Annotated in this window: 16 protein-coding genes; 11 read left to right on the top strand and 5 right to left on the bottom strand. The window is 63.7% G+C overall.

What is annotated here, in order from left to right:
* Positions 1–90: 90 nt before the first annotated feature.
* The 3 genes from VRZ77_RS17630 (at position 91) to VRZ77_RS17620 (ending at position 1,871) form a co-directional block, all read left to right on the top strand.
* Positions 91–309, top strand: coding sequence for a TlpA family protein disulfide reductase (locus VRZ77_RS17630; RefSeq protein ID WP_414593896.1), 219 nt, complete (start codon positions 91–93; stop codon positions 307–309).
* 104 nt (positions 310–413) lie between these two features.
* On the top strand, positions 414–1,076 hold the full coding sequence (locus tag VRZ77_RS17625) for a L,D-transpeptidase (RefSeq protein ID WP_133036387.1): 663 nt from the start codon (positions 414–416) through the stop codon (positions 1,074–1,076).
* Positions 1,077–1,160: 84 nt separating this feature from the next.
* Positions 1,161–1,871, top strand: coding sequence for an SAM-dependent methyltransferase (locus VRZ77_RS17620; RefSeq protein WP_133036386.1), 711 nt, complete (start codon positions 1,161–1,163; stop codon positions 1,869–1,871).
* Here VRZ77_RS17620 and VRZ77_RS17615 read toward each other — a convergent pair.
* On the bottom strand, positions 1,823–2,575 hold the full coding sequence (locus VRZ77_RS17615) for an alpha/beta hydrolase (protein WP_162853171.1): 753 nt from the start codon (positions 2,573–2,575) through the stop codon (positions 1,823–1,825). The two genes, VRZ77_RS17620 and VRZ77_RS17615, sit on opposite strands and share 49 nt — an antisense overlap.
* A 10-nt stretch (positions 2,576–2,585) precedes the next feature.
* Positions 2,586–3,293, bottom strand: a complete 708-nt coding sequence (locus VRZ77_RS17610) for a L,D-transpeptidase (protein WP_133036450.1) — start codon at positions 3,291–3,293, stop codon at positions 2,586–2,588.
* Between the two features lie 125 nt (positions 3,294–3,418).
* Between VRZ77_RS17610 and VRZ77_RS17605 the strand changes: the two genes are divergently transcribed.
* The 8 genes from VRZ77_RS17605 to VRZ77_RS17570 all read left to right on the top strand — a co-directional run bounded on the left by VRZ77_RS17605 (position 3,419) and on the right by VRZ77_RS17570 (position 13,029).
* The gene (locus tag VRZ77_RS17605; protein ID WP_133036384.1) at positions 3,419–3,946 is read left to right on the top strand and encodes a thioredoxin family protein; all 528 of its coding nucleotides are present in this window, start codon (positions 3,419–3,421) and stop codon (positions 3,944–3,946) included.
* An 83-nt stretch (positions 3,947–4,029) separates the two neighbouring features.
* Positions 4,030–5,382, top strand: coding sequence for a cytochrome c (locus VRZ77_RS17600; protein WP_133036383.1), 1,353 nt, complete (start codon positions 4,030–4,032; stop codon positions 5,380–5,382).
* Positions 5,379–6,290, top strand: coding sequence for a c-type cytochrome (locus VRZ77_RS17595; RefSeq protein ID WP_133036382.1), 912 nt, complete (start codon positions 5,379–5,381; stop codon positions 6,288–6,290). The genes VRZ77_RS17600 and VRZ77_RS17595 overlap by 4 nt, the downstream gene beginning before the upstream one ends.
* A 116-nt stretch (positions 6,291–6,406) precedes the next feature.
* The gene (locus VRZ77_RS17590; RefSeq protein ID WP_133036381.1) at positions 6,407–7,981 is read left to right on the top strand and encodes a cbb3-type cytochrome c oxidase subunit I; all 1,575 of its coding nucleotides are present in this window, start codon (positions 6,407–6,409) and stop codon (positions 7,979–7,981) included.
* Entirely contained in the window at positions 7,978–8,598 is a 621-nt protein-coding gene (locus VRZ77_RS17585) for a cbb3-type cytochrome c oxidase subunit II (RefSeq protein ID WP_133036380.1), read from the top strand. The genes VRZ77_RS17590 and VRZ77_RS17585 overlap by 4 nt, the downstream gene beginning before the upstream one ends.
* Positions 8,595–9,842 carry a c-type cytochrome gene (locus VRZ77_RS17580; protein ID WP_133036379.1) on the top strand — a complete coding sequence of 416 codons (1,248 nt, stop codon included), beginning with the start codon at positions 8,595–8,597 and terminating at the stop codon, positions 9,840–9,842. The genes VRZ77_RS17585 and VRZ77_RS17580 overlap by 4 nt, the downstream gene beginning before the upstream one ends.
* Positions 9,839–10,873, top strand: a complete 1,035-nt coding sequence (locus tag VRZ77_RS17575; protein ID WP_245507837.1) for a c-type cytochrome — start codon at positions 9,839–9,841, stop codon at positions 10,871–10,873. Before VRZ77_RS17580 ends, VRZ77_RS17575 begins: the two co-directional genes overlap by 4 nt.
* 5 nt (positions 10,874–10,878) lie before the next feature.
* A complete protein-coding gene (locus VRZ77_RS17570) occupies positions 10,879–13,029 on the top strand; it encodes a heavy metal translocating P-type ATPase (protein WP_133036378.1) in 2,151 nt (716 codons plus the stop codon).
* A gap of 8 nt (positions 13,030–13,037) precedes the next feature.
* Here VRZ77_RS17570 and VRZ77_RS17565 read toward each other — a convergent pair whose 3' ends face one another.
* The 3 genes from VRZ77_RS17565 to VRZ77_RS17555 form a co-directional block, all read right to left on the bottom strand.
* Positions 13,038–14,489: a bifunctional metallophosphatase/5'-nucleotidase gene (locus VRZ77_RS17565; protein WP_414593895.1), complete on the bottom strand. Its 1,452-nt coding sequence runs from the start codon at positions 14,487–14,489 to the stop codon at positions 13,038–13,040.
* Between the two features lie 88 nt (positions 14,490–14,577).
* Positions 14,578–14,973: an ArsR/SmtB family transcription factor gene (locus VRZ77_RS17560; RefSeq protein ID WP_133036376.1), complete on the bottom strand. Its 396-nt coding sequence runs from the start codon at positions 14,971–14,973 to the stop codon at positions 14,578–14,580.
* Positions 14,970–15,584, bottom strand: a complete 615-nt coding sequence (locus VRZ77_RS17555; RefSeq protein ID WP_133036375.1) for a peroxiredoxin — start codon at positions 15,582–15,584, stop codon at positions 14,970–14,972. The genes VRZ77_RS17560 and VRZ77_RS17555 overlap by 4 nt, the downstream gene beginning before the upstream one ends.
* Positions 15,585–15,753 lie beyond the last annotated feature (169 nt).

Raw genomic sequence — 15,753 nt, 5'->3', positions numbered from 1 at the left:
TCGGCAAAGCCACCCAAACCCACCAGGGAGAAGCCACGAAACTTGACCGCCACCTGACCGCCGACCACCATCAGCCCGGGTCAATTCTCAGTGGAAATCCAGGGTCAGTTCTTCGCGGAAATCAACAACCTCAAGCTCGATCGCGTCCTGCTCGACCAGTCGATGCAGATCCCCCGCCACTACGGAAGCATGGGACTTCCCATCACCCTGTTCCTCAGAGCCGACGGGACACTCGCCTCCATGCACATGGGCGAGATCTCGCGCGAGGCGCTCAATGCCGCCATCGAGAGGCTTGGAGGCTCGACATGATGCCTGCCTGCCCGATCCGATGGCGGGCGGCCCGTTCCCTTAACCCCGAACCTGAACCATCCGCATTCCCTGACCGGAGCGCGGACAACGATGCGTGAATCGAAATGAGTCTATCAAAAAAGAGCGGATTGTTTTCCGCCTTCCTGTTCAGCCTGGTCGCCGCCGGCTGCACCACGGCGACGATGCCGACAACCGCCGTCACGCAGCCGCTTGACCGCAATCGGCCCGCGACAGTCGCCAGCTACGCCGCCCAGACCAATGAAAGGTTTCCGGTCGCGGCGATCGACACATCTCGCGTCAATCCGAAGAACCTCCGGCAGCAGGTGGACTACCGCACAAGCGAGCGGCCGGGCACCATCGTGGTCGATACGAAAAACCGCTTCGTCTATCTCGTTCAGGAGGGCGGAAAGGCGATGCGTTATGGCGTCGGCGTCGGCCGCGAGGGAATGGAATTCACGGGCACCGCCAATATCGCCTGGAAGCAGGAATGGCCGAAGTGGACGCCCACACCGGACATGATCAGGCGCGAGCCGGAAAAATACGCCCAATGGTCCGGAGGCATGGAGGGCGGAGCCAACAATCCGTTGGGCGCCCGTGCGCTCTATCTCTTCAAGAACGGCAAGGACACCCTGTTCCGCATTCACGGCACCAACCAGCCGGAAACGATCGGCCATGCCGTTTCCTCCGGCTGCATCCGCATGATGAACCAGGATGTCATCGACCTCTATCGCCGGGTTCCGACGGGTTCGAAGGTTGTCGTGATCTAGCCATACCGACAATATGCCTGCCTAACAAAAACAGGCTTCTGTCTCCTCGAGCCGGAAGCCTTTCAAGCCACTGGGACGACTGCCATGGAGAACGATTGGGATCGTAGATTTGAAGGTGAAGACTATCTGTTCGGGACTGAGCCGAACGCCTTTCTTGCCTCGCAAGCCTTCCGGCTTGAGCCAGGCATGAAGGCGCTCGCAGTGGCCGATGGAGAGGGCCGTAACGGCGTCTGGCTCGCCGAGCGCGGCCTCGACGTCGTGTCGATCGACGCCTCGACGGTCGGCCTTGCCAAGGCGCGCGAGCTCGCCCGCCGGCGCGGCGTCACCCTGGAGACCGTGCTTGCCGATCTCGCCGAATGGGAGTGGGAGCCCGAGGCCTACGATCTCGTCGTCGCGATCTTCGTGCAGTTCGCTCCGCCCGAGCTGCGCCGGATCATGTTCGAAGGCTTCCACACCTGCCTGAGGCCGGGCGGGCTCCTGATCATGCAGGGCTATCGCGTCGAACAGCTCGGCTATGGCACCGGCGGCCCGCCGCACGCCGATCATCTCTATACGCAGGACCTGCTGATCCGATCGTTCGGGCATTGGGAAATCCGCCATCTTCGCGCGCATGACAGCGCGATCGAGGAAGGCGTGGGGCATTCCGGCATGTCTGCGCTGATCGATCTCGTCGCGGAAAAGGCAAGGCACGATGCCCTTCCGTTGCCGGCGATCGGGGCGGAGCATGCCGAGCTTCGCGTCGCCGCTCAGGCTTCCGCACGGCCCGGAGCGGATATTGCGGAGGCACACCCCTGATCATCTCCCAGAAGGGCCGCAGCCATCCGATCCAGGATTCCGGCCAGACGATCGGCCGGGCCCGCGCGCAGGCGGCTCATCACGAAGTGATCGACGCCGGGTAGCGAGATCACGGCGGAGCAATCGGAAGGCATTGCGTCCGCGCAAGCCTCGATCACGCCGGCCGGGATCGTTCGATCCTCTTCGCCCGCAACGATCAGCACCCGCCCACCGAAACGTCTCAGGATGTCAAAGGCATCGCTGTCGCGCCAGCTCTCGTAGCGCCGGATGATGGCCGAAAACGCCGGGCCAAAGGGCACCGTAAACGCCTGGCCGACGTACATCGCCGGCGCGATCATGACCAGGGCGTTCAGCGAGACGGTTTGCGACAACCTGACAGCGACATAGCCTCCCATGCTCATGGAAACCGCACCGAGCAGATTGCGCGGCCGGACCGCCTCGATCGCTGCTCGCGCTTCGTCGACCCTCAGCGCCAGCGAACTCTTCTGTACATCGCCGCCGGTCAGTCCATGGCCCCGATGATCCAATGCCAGCGTACCAATACCGCGCTCGGCGAGATCGACGCGAAGCGGGAATATGTCTGCGGAGGCCGTGTTACCGCCGCCGTGCAGCAGCAACGCCGATCGATCCCGAGGCCCGAAGTAGCTCGCGTGTAGCACATAGCCACGCATCTCGACTTCATAGCTGACGACTTCGTTCGGCATCTGACCCCAGCTATCCAACCAGCAAATGCGACATCGAGGGATCGGGGATGACCACAATAGCGCTGCCGTCGCGGACGTTGTCGGCGAGATGAATGACATCCTGATTGAGCATGCGGATGCAACCAGAGGACACCGACTTCCCGATGGTTGAGAATTCAGGAGTGCCATGGATGCGATAGATCGTATCGCGGTTTCCTTCATGAATATAAAGCGCCCGGGAGCCGAGCGGGTTGTTCAAGCCGGGAGGCATGCCGCCATTGTCGATGCTATACGGCTCGAGTTCAGGCTGGCGCGCGACCATTTCGTTGGGCGGACGCCAACGAGGCCATTCGCGCTTGTATGCGATGTGCCCCTGACCGGCCCAGGCGAACCCATCACGTCCGACGCCCACGCCATACCGGGTCGCCCGACCGTTCGATCTGACATGATACAGATAACGGTTTGGTGTATCGACGACGACCGTCCCTACCTTTTCGCCGGTCGGATAGTCGACTTCGGTTCGCCACCATTTCTGGTCGACCTTGGAGACATCGACTTCGGGGATCGGAAATTGCTCGTTCGGCAGCGCCGCGTACATGAGCGGGACCACAGGTTCCGGCTCGATCTCAGCGACAGGCGTCATCGTCGGAACGGTTTGGCCGGTCGAAACGCAGCCGGCCAAAATAAAGGCGCTGGCACCGAGCATGAACGCGCGTCGGCCCATCGGGCCGATAAACATGGTGTTCGTCAATTGTCTCTCAACCTTCTGAATTCGTTCAGTTCAGAAGGCCGAAACTCCAGCCCCACCTTAAGCCTGCCTTAAGGCCGGCGCTTCCCGTTGCCATCGACAACGGAGAACCCTGCATGCCTCATACGAAATGGACATACTTTGCGGTCCGCGACCGCGCTTCTAAACCAGCGAGCCGCCAGAAGGTCTCACGACAGCTTGAGGGCGCTGCAACGCGGCGGCAGATCCTCGTCGGCGCGCTCTCGATGGCGGCAGCCTGCGCTCTGTCTGCCGACGCGACCGCCGCACCTTCGCTCGTCACGAACCTGCGCGAGTATCACGAGACCCTGGCGCGGCTGTCGCCGCACTACCAGGCGGCACTTGTCGACATCGGAGCGGAATGGTGCGCCGTCTGCAAGACGATCGATCAGAAAATCCTGCCCGATCCCGGTGTCCAGCACGCGATGCAACGGATCGCGCTGATCAAGGTCGACGTCACCCGGATGGATCAGACGAGCCGCGAGCTCCTCAGATACCTGCGCGCCGACGGGCCGCCGACGCTCTTCGTGGTCCAGACCGAGAGTGGGCGCGAATACAGCGGCACCCGGTCGGTCGGGTCCGTGACCGCGCGCGATCTCATTCGACGCCTGCGCCCCTTCGCTTAGGTGCTGAAGCGTCCCCGTTCTCATTGATTGAAATCAAAGCGGGATGGAGGAAAGTTAGGATATTTACATAATTAAAGAAAGTCATGGAACGTGTCGTGAAACTGTTGCTCAAACTCGCATTTGCCGGCGTATGCGGGCTTGGTCTGTCCTACGCCATCGCCATCTCGACGCCGTATTGGTTCAAGCCGAAGACCGAAGCGTCCGTCGATAGTACGGATGCGACCCTGATCCGGCAGGGCGAATATCTCGCCCATGCCGGCGATTGCATCGCCTGCCACACCGCCCCCGGCGGCAAGCCCTTCGCTGGAGGGCTCGGCATGCAGACACCGATGGGCACGATCTATTCCACGAATATCACCCCGGAAAAGGACACGGGGATCGGCGGCTACAGCTATGGAGATTTCGAGCGGGCCGTGCGCAAGGGTGTCCGACCGGACGGCACGCATCTCTACCCGGCCATGCCCTATGTCTCCTATGCCGTCGTCCGCGACGACGACATCAAGGCACTCTACGCCTACTTCATGTCGAGCGTCCCGGCCGTTCGGCAGGACAACCAGCCAACGACCATGCCGTGGCCGCTCAGCATGCGCTGGCCGCTCGCTTACTGGCAGCTCGCTTTCGCCCAGCCCCGCCACTTCACCACCACGGTCACGGATGCGCAGCTTGAGCGTGGGGCCTATCTGGTCGAGGGGCTCGCCCATTGCGGCGCCTGTCATACGCCGCGCGGCATCGCGTTTCAGGAGACGGCGCTTGCCGACGGCGCCAACAGCCGCTTCCTGTCGGGCTCGGTTCTTGAGGGTTGGTACGCGAAGAACCTGCGCGGCGAGGACACCGGCCTCTCGACATGGACGACCGCCGAAATCGTCGACTTCCTGAAGACCGGACGCAACGACAAGACCGCCGCCTTCGGCTCAATGTCGGATGTCGTCGAGCATTCGACCCAGCATCTGTCGAACGAAGACCTCACGGCGATCGCGACCTATCTGAAATCCCTGAAAGCTCGCGACGGCCGCAGTCCGACATGGCAGCCGAAAGAGGATATCACCACCGCGGCGCTCAAGGCCGGCGACTACAGCGCACCGGGCGCCACCTCCTATGTCGAGCACTGCGCGATCTGTCACCGTATGGACGGCAAGGGGGCGCCACGCATCTATCCGGCGCTCGCCGGAAATTCGATGGTGTTCGCCGACGATCCGAGCTCGCTCATTCAGGTGACGCTCGCCGGAGGGCGGATGCCGAAGACCCCGCACGACACAATGGCCTTCACCATGCCGGGCTTCGCCAGCCTCACCAACCGCGAGGTCGCCGACGTCCTGAACTTTATCCGCAACGGCTGGGGCAATCACGGCAGCGAGATCAGTGAAGCCGACATCTCGCGTATGCGCCACGAGATTGAGCGCAAACCGAAACACTACGTGCCGGGAGAACAAAAATGAACAAGCGCTCCCTTACACTGACCGGAGCTGCCATCGTGGCGGTCGCTGCGACAGCAGGAGCATTCGCGTTCCTGCACGAGCCGACACTTGACGCGCCGGCCGTGGACGCGATCGCAGTGCTGGATGCCAACGGCAAGAGGATCGGCGACTATCGAATTCCGGCGGACAATACCATTGCGGCGGAACCGAACGCCGATGCCATTCGGCTTGGACAGCGGCTCCTCAACGAGACCGCGCGCCTGCTGCCTGCGAATGTCGGCAATGGTCTCAACTGCAATTCGTGCCACATGGCTCAGGGAAAGCTGTCCGACGCCAATCCCTACATCAACACGACCAACAGCTATCCGTCCTTCAATCCGCGCGCCAACCGCGAGGTCGATCTGACCATGCGCATCAACGGCTGCTTCCAGCGCTCGATGAACGGCAAGCCGCTCGGCACAGACAGCACCGAGATGCATGCGATGCTCGCCTATATGGACTGGCTGCGCCAGGGGGTGGCGAAAGGCGACAAGACAGCCGTGCGCAACGCCGGGCCGATCGACGAGAGCCTGGTGCCCGATCCCGAGAGGGGGAGGACGATCTACGCCGCCCAGTGCGCCTCCTGCCATGGGGCCCACGGCCAGGGCATGAAGGATCAGGCCGGAGATTACATCTTCCCGCCGCTCTGGGGTGATGAATCGTTAAACATTGGCGCAGGCCTTGCCCGGACCTACAAGGCGGCGCAGTTCGTCAAATACGCCATGCCGCCGGCCATGCATCTGGAGGCGCCGCTCGGAGCCGGCGGGGTGCTGTCGGATCAGGATGCCGTCGACGTCGCGGAATTCTTCACCCACATGCCGCGGCCCGATTTCGCCGGCAAGGTGAACGACTGGAAGGGCGTCAAGAAGCCCAAGGACGCCCGGTACTAAACGTGACTTTTTTGTGGCTGGATCGCTTCTCTTAAGCTTGCCTTAAGGTTGGTTTCCGAGCGCTGAACTCCGTGTGCCTGCCGCAAGAGCCAGGACGCGAGCGGGAGGGATAGCGCATGGTGACGATGGGACTATTGCTGGCGTTGAGCTTCGCCGTATCGTTGCTCGCGCTCGCCTTCCTGATCTGGGCGATCAGCAACCGGCAGCTCAAGCTCGATCAGGACGACGCCAAAGTCATTTTCGCGGCCGGCGATGAAGGCCACCTCGACAGTCCCGATGCCGAACACTCGCCTGCCAGACGCCATTACTTCGACGCGGCTACCTCCGGGATCGATCGAATTTCCAAGAAGCCCGTCACCGTGCTTCTGGTCGCGGCGACCGTCTGGCTGATCGTCGGCTCGACCTTCGGCTTGATCGCCTCGCTGAAGCTGCACTGGCACGACTGGCTTTCGGCCTATGCGCCGCTCACCTTCGGCCGCGTCCGCACTCTGCACCTCAACCTCGTCATATACGGCTGGCTCTCGCAGATGGGCGTGGCCTCGATGATCTGGATCCTGCCGCGCATCTTCCACACGCCGTTGCGTGCCCCGCGGCTGCCGATCATCGGCGCGATCCTCTGGAACATCGCCGTCTGTCTTGGAGCCATTGCCATCGCCAACGGCTGGACCGATGGCGAGGAATGGCTGGAAATCCCCTGGCAGCTCGACATGCTGCTGGCGCTCGCCGGTGTGTTTTTTGTCATCCCTCTGGTCAAAACGACGATCGCCCGGCAGGTGCACCACATCTATGTGTCCGGCTGGTATTTCCTCGCCGGCATCCTGTGGTTCCCCTGTCTCTTCGTCATCGCCAACATCCCCTACATCCATTCCGGCGTCGAAGAGGCGACCGTCAACTGGTGGTTCGCCCATAATGTGCTGGGGCTCTGGCTGACGCCGCTCGGGGTCGGCACGGCCTATTATTTCATCCCGAAGATCATCGGCAAGCCGATCTACTCCTATTCCGTCTCATTGCTTGGGTTCTGGGGCCTCGCGCTCTTTTACAGCCAGGTGGGCATCCATCATCTGATCGGCGGGCCGGTGCCCACCTGGGTTGTGACCCTGTCGATCGTCCATTCGGTGATGATGTTCATCCCGGTAATCGCGGTCGCCATCAATCAGCACGTCACCGTCGCGCGCAATCTCTGGGCGCTGAAGGAATCGCTGCCGCTGCGCTTCATCTCCTTCGGCGCGGTCATGTACACGCTCGCCTCGTTCCAGGGCTCGACCGAGGCGCTGCGCTCGATCAACACCGTCACCCATTTCACCCACTATACGGTCGGCCACGCCCATCTCGGTGCCTATGCCTTCGTGACACTCGTCATGTTCGGCGCCGCCTATCACATGCTGCCGCGCATGACCGGACGGGCCTTTCCCTGGCCGGCGCTTATCAACGCGCATTTCTGGCTGATCGTCGTCGGCTTCGCGATCTACTTCTTCGGGCTTTCGATCGGAGGCGTGCTTCAGGGCCTAGCCATGCTCGACGCGACCCGCCCGTTCTCCGACAGCGTGACGGTCACGATTCCCTATCTCGAAGCTCGCAGCGTCGGCGGCGGCCTGATGACGCTCGGCCACATCGTCTTCGCAATCAACGTCGCCGCTATCCTTCTTCCGCGCCGGGCAATGGCCGCCGCAAAGGTGGTGCCCGCAGAATGAACCGCTATCTCCCTCTTTCCATTCTGGCCCTCGGCATTCTCGCTTTCGCGACCCTCATGCTCGTCATCGCGCCCGGCATCCAGATCAGCCGGCACGACATCCCGCCGGAGCTCAAGCCTTATACCGAGCAACAATTGCGCGGGCGCGAGGTCTATGTCTCGCTCGGCTGTGTCTACTGTCACAGCCAGCAGCCGCGCTCGCCCGACCAGGCGCCTGACGGCGTGCGTGGCTGGGGCCGGCCGGCGATTGCCGCCGACTACACCTACGACCGTCCGCACCAGCTCGGCACGATGCGCACCGGACCGGACCTCCTCAATGTCGGCGCGCGCCTTCCCTCGCGTGACTGGCATCTGACCCATCTCTACCAGCCGCGCGCCATCTTCGACTGGAGCATCATGCCGGCCTATCCCTTCCTGTTCGAAGAAAAGGGGGCGGCTGCGCCCGGCGATGTCGTCGTCGCCCTTCCATCGGAATACGCGCCGAAATCCGGCGTCGTGATCGCCAGGCAGGAAGCGCTCGACCTGACGGCCTACCTGCAATCGCTCGACCGGACCTATCCCGCGCCCGCCAACGCGCTGCGCGACGACGGCTACAACCGTCCGGAGGGCGCGCGATGACGGCAGACAAATCTCCCCGCAAGGACTCTGCCGGACGGCCCGACGAGAACTTCGAGCCCTACGAGCTTCATGGCAAGATGCCATGGCCGCTGATCGCTATCGCCGTCGGCCTCGGCATCTGGGGCGCGGCGACGCTGTTCGACACGCGCGAGGATGTCGCGGCAGCGCGCGATGAGCGCATCGCGGAAAGCCGTGTGGCGACGGGCGCCGGTACGGAGCCAGGCTCCGCGCTCTTCGTCGCCCGCTGCTCGACATGCCACCAGCCTGACGGCATGGGCGTGCGCGGCGCTATTCCCCCGCTCGCCGGCTCCGCCTTCGTCGCGCAAGGCCCCGAGCTCGTCTCGACGATCCTGTTGCGCGGCATCGATGGGCCGATCCGCGTCGGCGATCACAATTTCAACGGCCACATGCCGAGCTTCGCCAGCGTGTTGACCGATGTCGAGCTCGGCGAACTCGCGACCTATGTGGCGCACCGCTTCGGCAAGTCGTCCGAAACGATCGAAGCGGCAGCCGTCGCGAAGCTGCGCGGCGAGCTCGCGGACGAGGGCAGCTTCAAAGGCGGGACGGAGATCGCGTCCTCAACCGCACTCGAACTCGGCAGTCAGCCCCCCTTCGTGGAGCAGACTGCCGTCTCCCTCAGCCCGGACGTCTCCGCGATGATCTTTACCGGGCGCGGCGAGCAATGGGCCTGCGCGAGCTGTCACGGCGATCTAGGCCAGGGCAAGGAAAACGTCCCGCGTCTGGCGGGCCTTCCCGCCGATTACATCGTCAAGCAGATCGACGATTTCCATAGCGGGCGTCGCCAGAACGAATCCATGAAGATCGTGGTGGCGTCGCTGACCGACGAGGAGAAGCGCCAGCTCGGCGAATACTATGCCGGCCTGCGCGTACCTTCTAACGCCAAACCGGAACTCGGCGGCAATCTCGCGCGCGGCGAGGCGCTGGCGTTGCACGGCGACTGGAGCCGCAACGTGCCTGCCTGCTTCTCCTGCCACGGACCCTCGGGCTTCGGCGTCTCGCCGGAGTTTCCCGCACTCGCCGCCCAGCACGCCTCCTACACGGCAAGCCAACTCGCCGCTTGGGTCGGTGGACAGCGCAACAATTCCTCGCTCGACCTGATGGGACGAATTTCCCGCGCGCTCTCCGACGCCGATCGCAGGGCGGTCGCAGACTATCTCGCCTCGCTTCCCCCCGTGCCGGCAGGAGAAGACGCCAAGATTGCAAAGATCGGAGAACGGCCATGACGGAGCCTGTGCAAAGCGTAAGCGCAAAACCCGCCGATCCCCAGAAGGGACGCATCGCGCGAATGTGGATCCATGCGGCCGGAGCGGGCCTGATCGTCGCCGCGCTCGGCGCACTCGCCTATGAGAGTGGTTTCATTCCGGGTCGACAGACTGCGCAGGACACCGCTGGCCATGCGACCGCCGGCTTCTTCCAGCCACCGACCGACGACCAGATTCCGAACGACCAATTCGGTGCTGCTGTCCGGCGCGGGCAGGCGATCTTCATGAACACCTCGACCAACGCCTCGCAGTATGTCGGCAATGGCCTGTCCTGTTCGAACTGCCATCTCGGCGCCGGCCGCCAGCCCTTCTCGGCGCCTATGTGGGCTGCCTGGGTCCAGTACCCGAAATACCGGTCGAAGAACAAGCAGATCAACACCATGGAAGACCGTGTCCAGGGCTGCTTCACTTTCTCGATGAATGCCCAGCACTCGGTCAACGGCGGCCCGCCGCCGCATGGCGACGACATCTATCGCGATCTCGAAAGCTATTTCTTCTGGCTGGCGACCAACGCGCCGACGAACAAGGAGCTGGAGGGTGTCGGCTTCGGCAAGGTTGCCAAGACGGAGCTCGGCTACTCCCCCGAACGCGGCGCGCAGGTGTTCGCGGCCAATTGCGCCGTGTGCCATGGCGGTGACGGACAGGGCCAGAAGGACATCAACGGGCGCTATGTCTTCCCGCCGCTCTGGGGCGCCAGTTCCTATAATTGGGGCGCCGGCATGGCGCGCATCGACACCGCGGCCGCTTTCATCAAGCACAACATGCCGTTGTCGCAGCCCGGCCGACTGACCGATCAGGACGCCTGGGACGTCGCTGCCTACATCAACAGCTTCGAGCGCCCGAAGGATGCGAGACAGAAAGGCAAGACGATCGAGGAAACACGCAAGCAGTACCACGACGGCGATCAGATCTACTACGGTCAGACCGTCAACGGGGTGCTGCTCGGGGTGGGAACGCCGGATCCGGAACGTCCGGTCGGCGCCGTGGACTGAGTGCCGTGCGCCGCCTGTTCGGCGTCAGTGGCATGGCTTGCGGCGGCTGCGCGCGCGGGCTGGAACGGCAGATCGGCCGGCTGGAAGGGGTCAGCGCCGTCGGGGTGCATCACCTGACCGCGTCAATGCTGGTCGATTGGAACGCGGAGCGGCTCTCCGTTGACGACATTGCCGCCGCTGTCTCACGCGCCGGTTACAGGCTGATCGACCGCCACCGGCCCGAGGAGCTCTCGGCGATCCTCACAGCCGATATAAGCCGCCTCTCGCTGCGCCTTGCCGTCGCCGTCATGTCGGGGATGTGGTCGATGGCTCTTGCCGTCGTGCTCTACGTCTCCGTTCTCGATCCGGACGTCGCGTGGTGGATCGCGCTCGGGTCCGGTCTGCTGGCCCTGCCGGTTGTCGCTTGGGCGGGAGCCGACATCTTCTGGATGGCTGTGCGATCGATCCGCCTGCGCGCGCCCGGCATGGACCTGCTGATCGCGCTGGGCGCCGGCGGCGCCTTCCTCCTTTCCATCGCCTCGCTCGTCTCCGGCTCCTCCCATGTCTGGTTCGACACAGCGACGATGCTGATCACGCTTCTTCTGGTCGGGCGACTGCTCGACTCCACCACCCGTCGCGGCGCCCTCGATGCGCTGAAGGCGCTCGAGGACGCGGCCGCTGAAACCGCCGTCAGGCGTACGGCGTCGGGAGACGAGGTGGTCCTGTGCGCGCAGGTCGGAATCGGTGATCTCGTCGTCATCGACGCCGGAATGACTGTTGGCGTCGATGGAACCGTGCGGGAGGGCGCGACGCTGGTCGACCGCGCCGTGTTGACGGGCGAGAGCCGGGCGATTCCCGTCGAGGTCGGGCAGCGCGTCGAGGCCGGCTCCGTCAATCTCCAGCGGCGCATTGTCGTCGCGACCGACCGTGCGTTCGGCGACCGCGATCTCGACCGGATGGGCGGAGCGATCGCGATCGAGCTTGCCCGGCGCGGCGCGGCTGCCTCACGCGCCGATCGTCTCGCCGCCGCGCTGAGCTGGGCAATTCCTGCGCTCGCGCTGTTGACCGCGCTCCTGACACCGCTGTTTAGCGTCACCCCGCAGGATGCCGTCCTCAGAGCCTTGACCGTGCTGGCGGCGGCCTGCCCATGTGCGTTGTCGATCGCCGCTCCGCTCGCTCAGGCGCGCGCGGCCAGCATCGCCGCGGCCTCTGGCCTACGTTTGCGTAATCCCACCGCCTTCGAGGCGCTCGCCCGTCCGAAGACTGCCATCTTCGACAAGACCGGCACCTTGACCCATGGACGCCCCATCGTGGTCGACGTTGCTCCGGCGTCCGGCTGGTCCGAAGCCGAAGTTCTGCAAATCGCCGCGCGAGCGGAAACCGGAATCGACCACCCGCTGGCGCGCGCGGTCGTCGATCGGCACGGCCGGGAAGAAGGGGCGGGCGGGACGCGTCTGGAGCGGGGCGCCGAGGCGCAGGATCACGCCGGACACCGCATCGCTGTTCACGGAATTGAGCGCGACGACGGACTGACCTCGCTGGCCGTAACCCTGGACAGTATCCGCATCGCGACGCTCGCCCTGGCCGATGCCCCGACCAGTGACGCGCGGGAGACGCTTGCCCGGCTTCGAGCGCTCGGCGTTGAGACATGGATCGCCTCGGGAGATGCCGTCGGGCCGACTCTGCGGATCGCCGACGCGCTCGGCGTTCCGCACGACAAGGTGCGTCACGGCTGCACGCCGGCCGGGAAGGCCGAACTCGTGAAGGCCTTGGCCTCGCCGGTCCTGTTCCTCGGCGACGGTGTGAACGATGCCCCGGCACTCGCCGCCGCCGATTGCGGGATATCGGTCGCGGGGGCCCACAGTGCCGCAGCCCAGACCGCCGACGTGGTGATTGTCAGAGGTGGCATTGGCCGGCTTTTGACCGGGATGAACCTTGCGCGCAGCACCGCATCCGTCACACGACAGAATCTCGGCCTCGCCCTGGTCTACAACCTCGCCGCCATTCCTTTCGCAATCTTCGGCGTCTTGTCTCCATCGCTGGCTGCACTCGCTATGCTCGCGAGCTCCTTGTCGGTCGGTCTCAACAGCCTCCGACTGACCCTGCCGCCCGCTACGGCGCCCTCATCGGCAGCCGAGGGACCGCCCGCGAAGCTCTCGGACGCACCAGCAAGCTAGCGGCGTCATCATATCGCGATCACGCGGCCAGGACTTGTCACCTTAGCGGGCGGGTGGCGGAAATAGGCCTCCAGGGCCTCGATCGCCGTGACGGACATCTGGCCCCGATCACGCCCAAAACGGCCGGGCACTCCCTGGGCGGTGACGAAGGCAACGTCATAGGATGCATCGAGGTCGAGCTTTTGGTCCCCGACGAAAATCTCCGCTATGCGGGTTCCGGATGGATTTTCGATCTTTGCCAGGATCGTCAGGCCGCAGAAGCGCTTCACGTAACCGCTCATCTGGCCGAAGGGGTCTGGCGAGAACGTCCGTTCCAGATTCTCCTCCATCATCATGCGAATTTCCTCTCCTTTGAGGATCACCGTCGAGATCGGAGGATTGACCGGTATCATGTTCCACAGATCGCTCAGCCTGACAGGGCCAGGCACGACCGGAGCGCCGTAACGCCAGCCATTCGAGAAGGCGATTTCCCGGCCCGAGGCGTTGCAGAGCGCCGCCAGGAGGACGTCGTCCATCGAGCAGTCAAGGATCGTGTTGCGATGCAGGGCGGCATCCACGCTGCCCACCGCGGTGGCCAGGTGGTCACGCATGGGTGACACCACCGCCTCGACCAAATCCGACATCATGGGATCAGGATCAATCGTCTCATCCATGGCGACGAGCTCATGCCGTTCGACCCGGACCGTCCCGCGCTCGACGCCGAGATCCAGACGGCCGACGAAGGCGCCATGACAACCAGACTGGATGATGGTTGCTCCATTGACGACGATCGGCTTCTCAAGCCGGTCATGGGTATGGCCACTCAGGATGACATCCAGCCCATCTACGAGTCCGGCGAGCTTGATATCCTGTGGCAAGCCGAGATGGGACAGGACGACGATGAGATCAACCCGTTCCTTCTGACGGAGCCTGCGAATCTCGCGCGGCAGCTCCTTGTCTCCGTTCGTGAAGCGTAGCCCTTCGCTGAAATGCGGCGGCATCGTCTTGTCGAGGATCGTCGCCGCGATTCCGACCACTCCGATCCTGACCCCGCCACGCTCTATAATGCGCGACGGGCGAAATGGGCGACGGCCGGTCTTCAAATCAAAGCAGTTGACCGCCAGCACCGGGTAGTCGAGGCGCTTTGCCAGCGCCCTGAAATGCGCCGGCCCCCAGGCAAACTCCCAATGTGCGGTCATGGCGTCGAGGCCGAGCGCATTGGTGAGCGGTACCAGCGCCTCGCCTCGCGAAGAGACGGCCGCGTAGGTCCCATGAAAGGTGTCGCCATTGTCCAGCGCGACGACGGCGTCGGGACGTTCCGCTCGAACCTTCTTGAAATATCCCGCGATCCGGGCGTAACCGCCGAGCATCGGAAAGCGCGGCGTCGCGCCGTGCCAGATCAATTCTGGATGCGGCTCCACATACCCATGCGTGTCATTGATTTGAAGAAGCGTTATACTGCGCTTTGACGATGCACCCATTTTGCCCATCCTTTCCGGGCAACGCGCCACCGGATGGCTGAGTGCTTGGCTCACGAGCTTAAGGCTGGCTTAAGGCAATGCGGACTGGTCAGCGAATCCGGGCGAAATTCGCGGCGCCGCGCACGATGCCATTCCGCTCGGAGCGGGCTTCCGGCCTGACCATGTTCAGGAGCGCCCGCTCCGGATCTCCGGCCCCGAACACGGCTTCGATGCTGCGCACGCACAGAATGACCGACTCGTCGGCTAGGCTGTAATAGACCTGCTTGGCCTGGCGTCGTGTCGTTACCAGCTCGGCCTTGCGCAGTTCCGCAAGCTGCTGGCTAAGGGCAGGCTGGCCGATTCCAGAGGCCATATCGATTTCGGTTACGGATTTTTCCCCGTCCAGCAGGAGGGACAGGATCATCAGCCGTTGAGGCTGAGCGAATTTACGCAGTTTGTCGGCCGCGACATCAGCCTGCGCGCGCGACTGCCACAGGGTTTTCATGCCTCTCTCCGGCAGAACCAGTCGGTTTCCTGCTGTGTTTTTTCATTCGCCGGCAAGAGCAGCGGCTGGCCCGGTTGCCAATCCGCCGGGGCGAGCTTGTCTCCTGAGTGGGCAGCCTGCAACGCCGTCACCATCCGCAGCATCTCGTCGATCGAACGACCGATCGTCAGGGGATAATGCGTAATCGCACGGATCACGCCCTCCGGATCGATGAAATAGGTCGCCCGCACCCCTGCGCTGTTCTCGGCGGCCTCGTCGATCATGCCGTAGGCACGACCCACGAGCATCGACGGGTCTTCGATGACCGGGAAGGGGATCTCGACCGAGAAGAGCTCGCGGATCGCTCGGGTCCAGGCGAGGTGCGCATAAAGGCTATCCACCGACAATCCGACCAGGGCGCAGTCCAGCGCGGCGAAACGGTCGTGCGCCTTCGCCAGCGCCACGAACTCCGTCGTGCAGACCGGGGTGAAATCCGCAGGGTGGGAAAAGAAGACAAGCCACCGGCCCCTGTAGTCGGAAAGCCGGAGCGCTCCTTGGGTCGAACGTGCCTCGAAGTCGGGAGCGGGGTCGCCCATCCGCAAAGCACTGGGATACGTGGTCACATTGTCCATTCGTAAAGCGGTCTCGCAAACGTCATTCACCCACTATGTCGCACGGCGTTCGGGTTGACGCAAGACGCTTACATAATTACATAGTTCGACAATAACATAAGTGATTGGCGTGCCGTGGTGGCAAATGCTGCCGTTGTCGAGCTGGGCGTGCCCGATCAAAGCTTTCAGG

The sequence above is a fragment of the Ancylobacter sp. G4_0304 genome (assembly GCF_047501495.1).
In the GTDB taxonomy this organism is placed as follows: Bacteria; Pseudomonadota; Alphaproteobacteria; order Rhizobiales; family Xanthobacteraceae; genus Ancylobacter.
The sequence above is the reverse complement of the archived record's forward strand: the minus strand, read 5'-3'. Positions and strand labels throughout refer to the sequence as shown.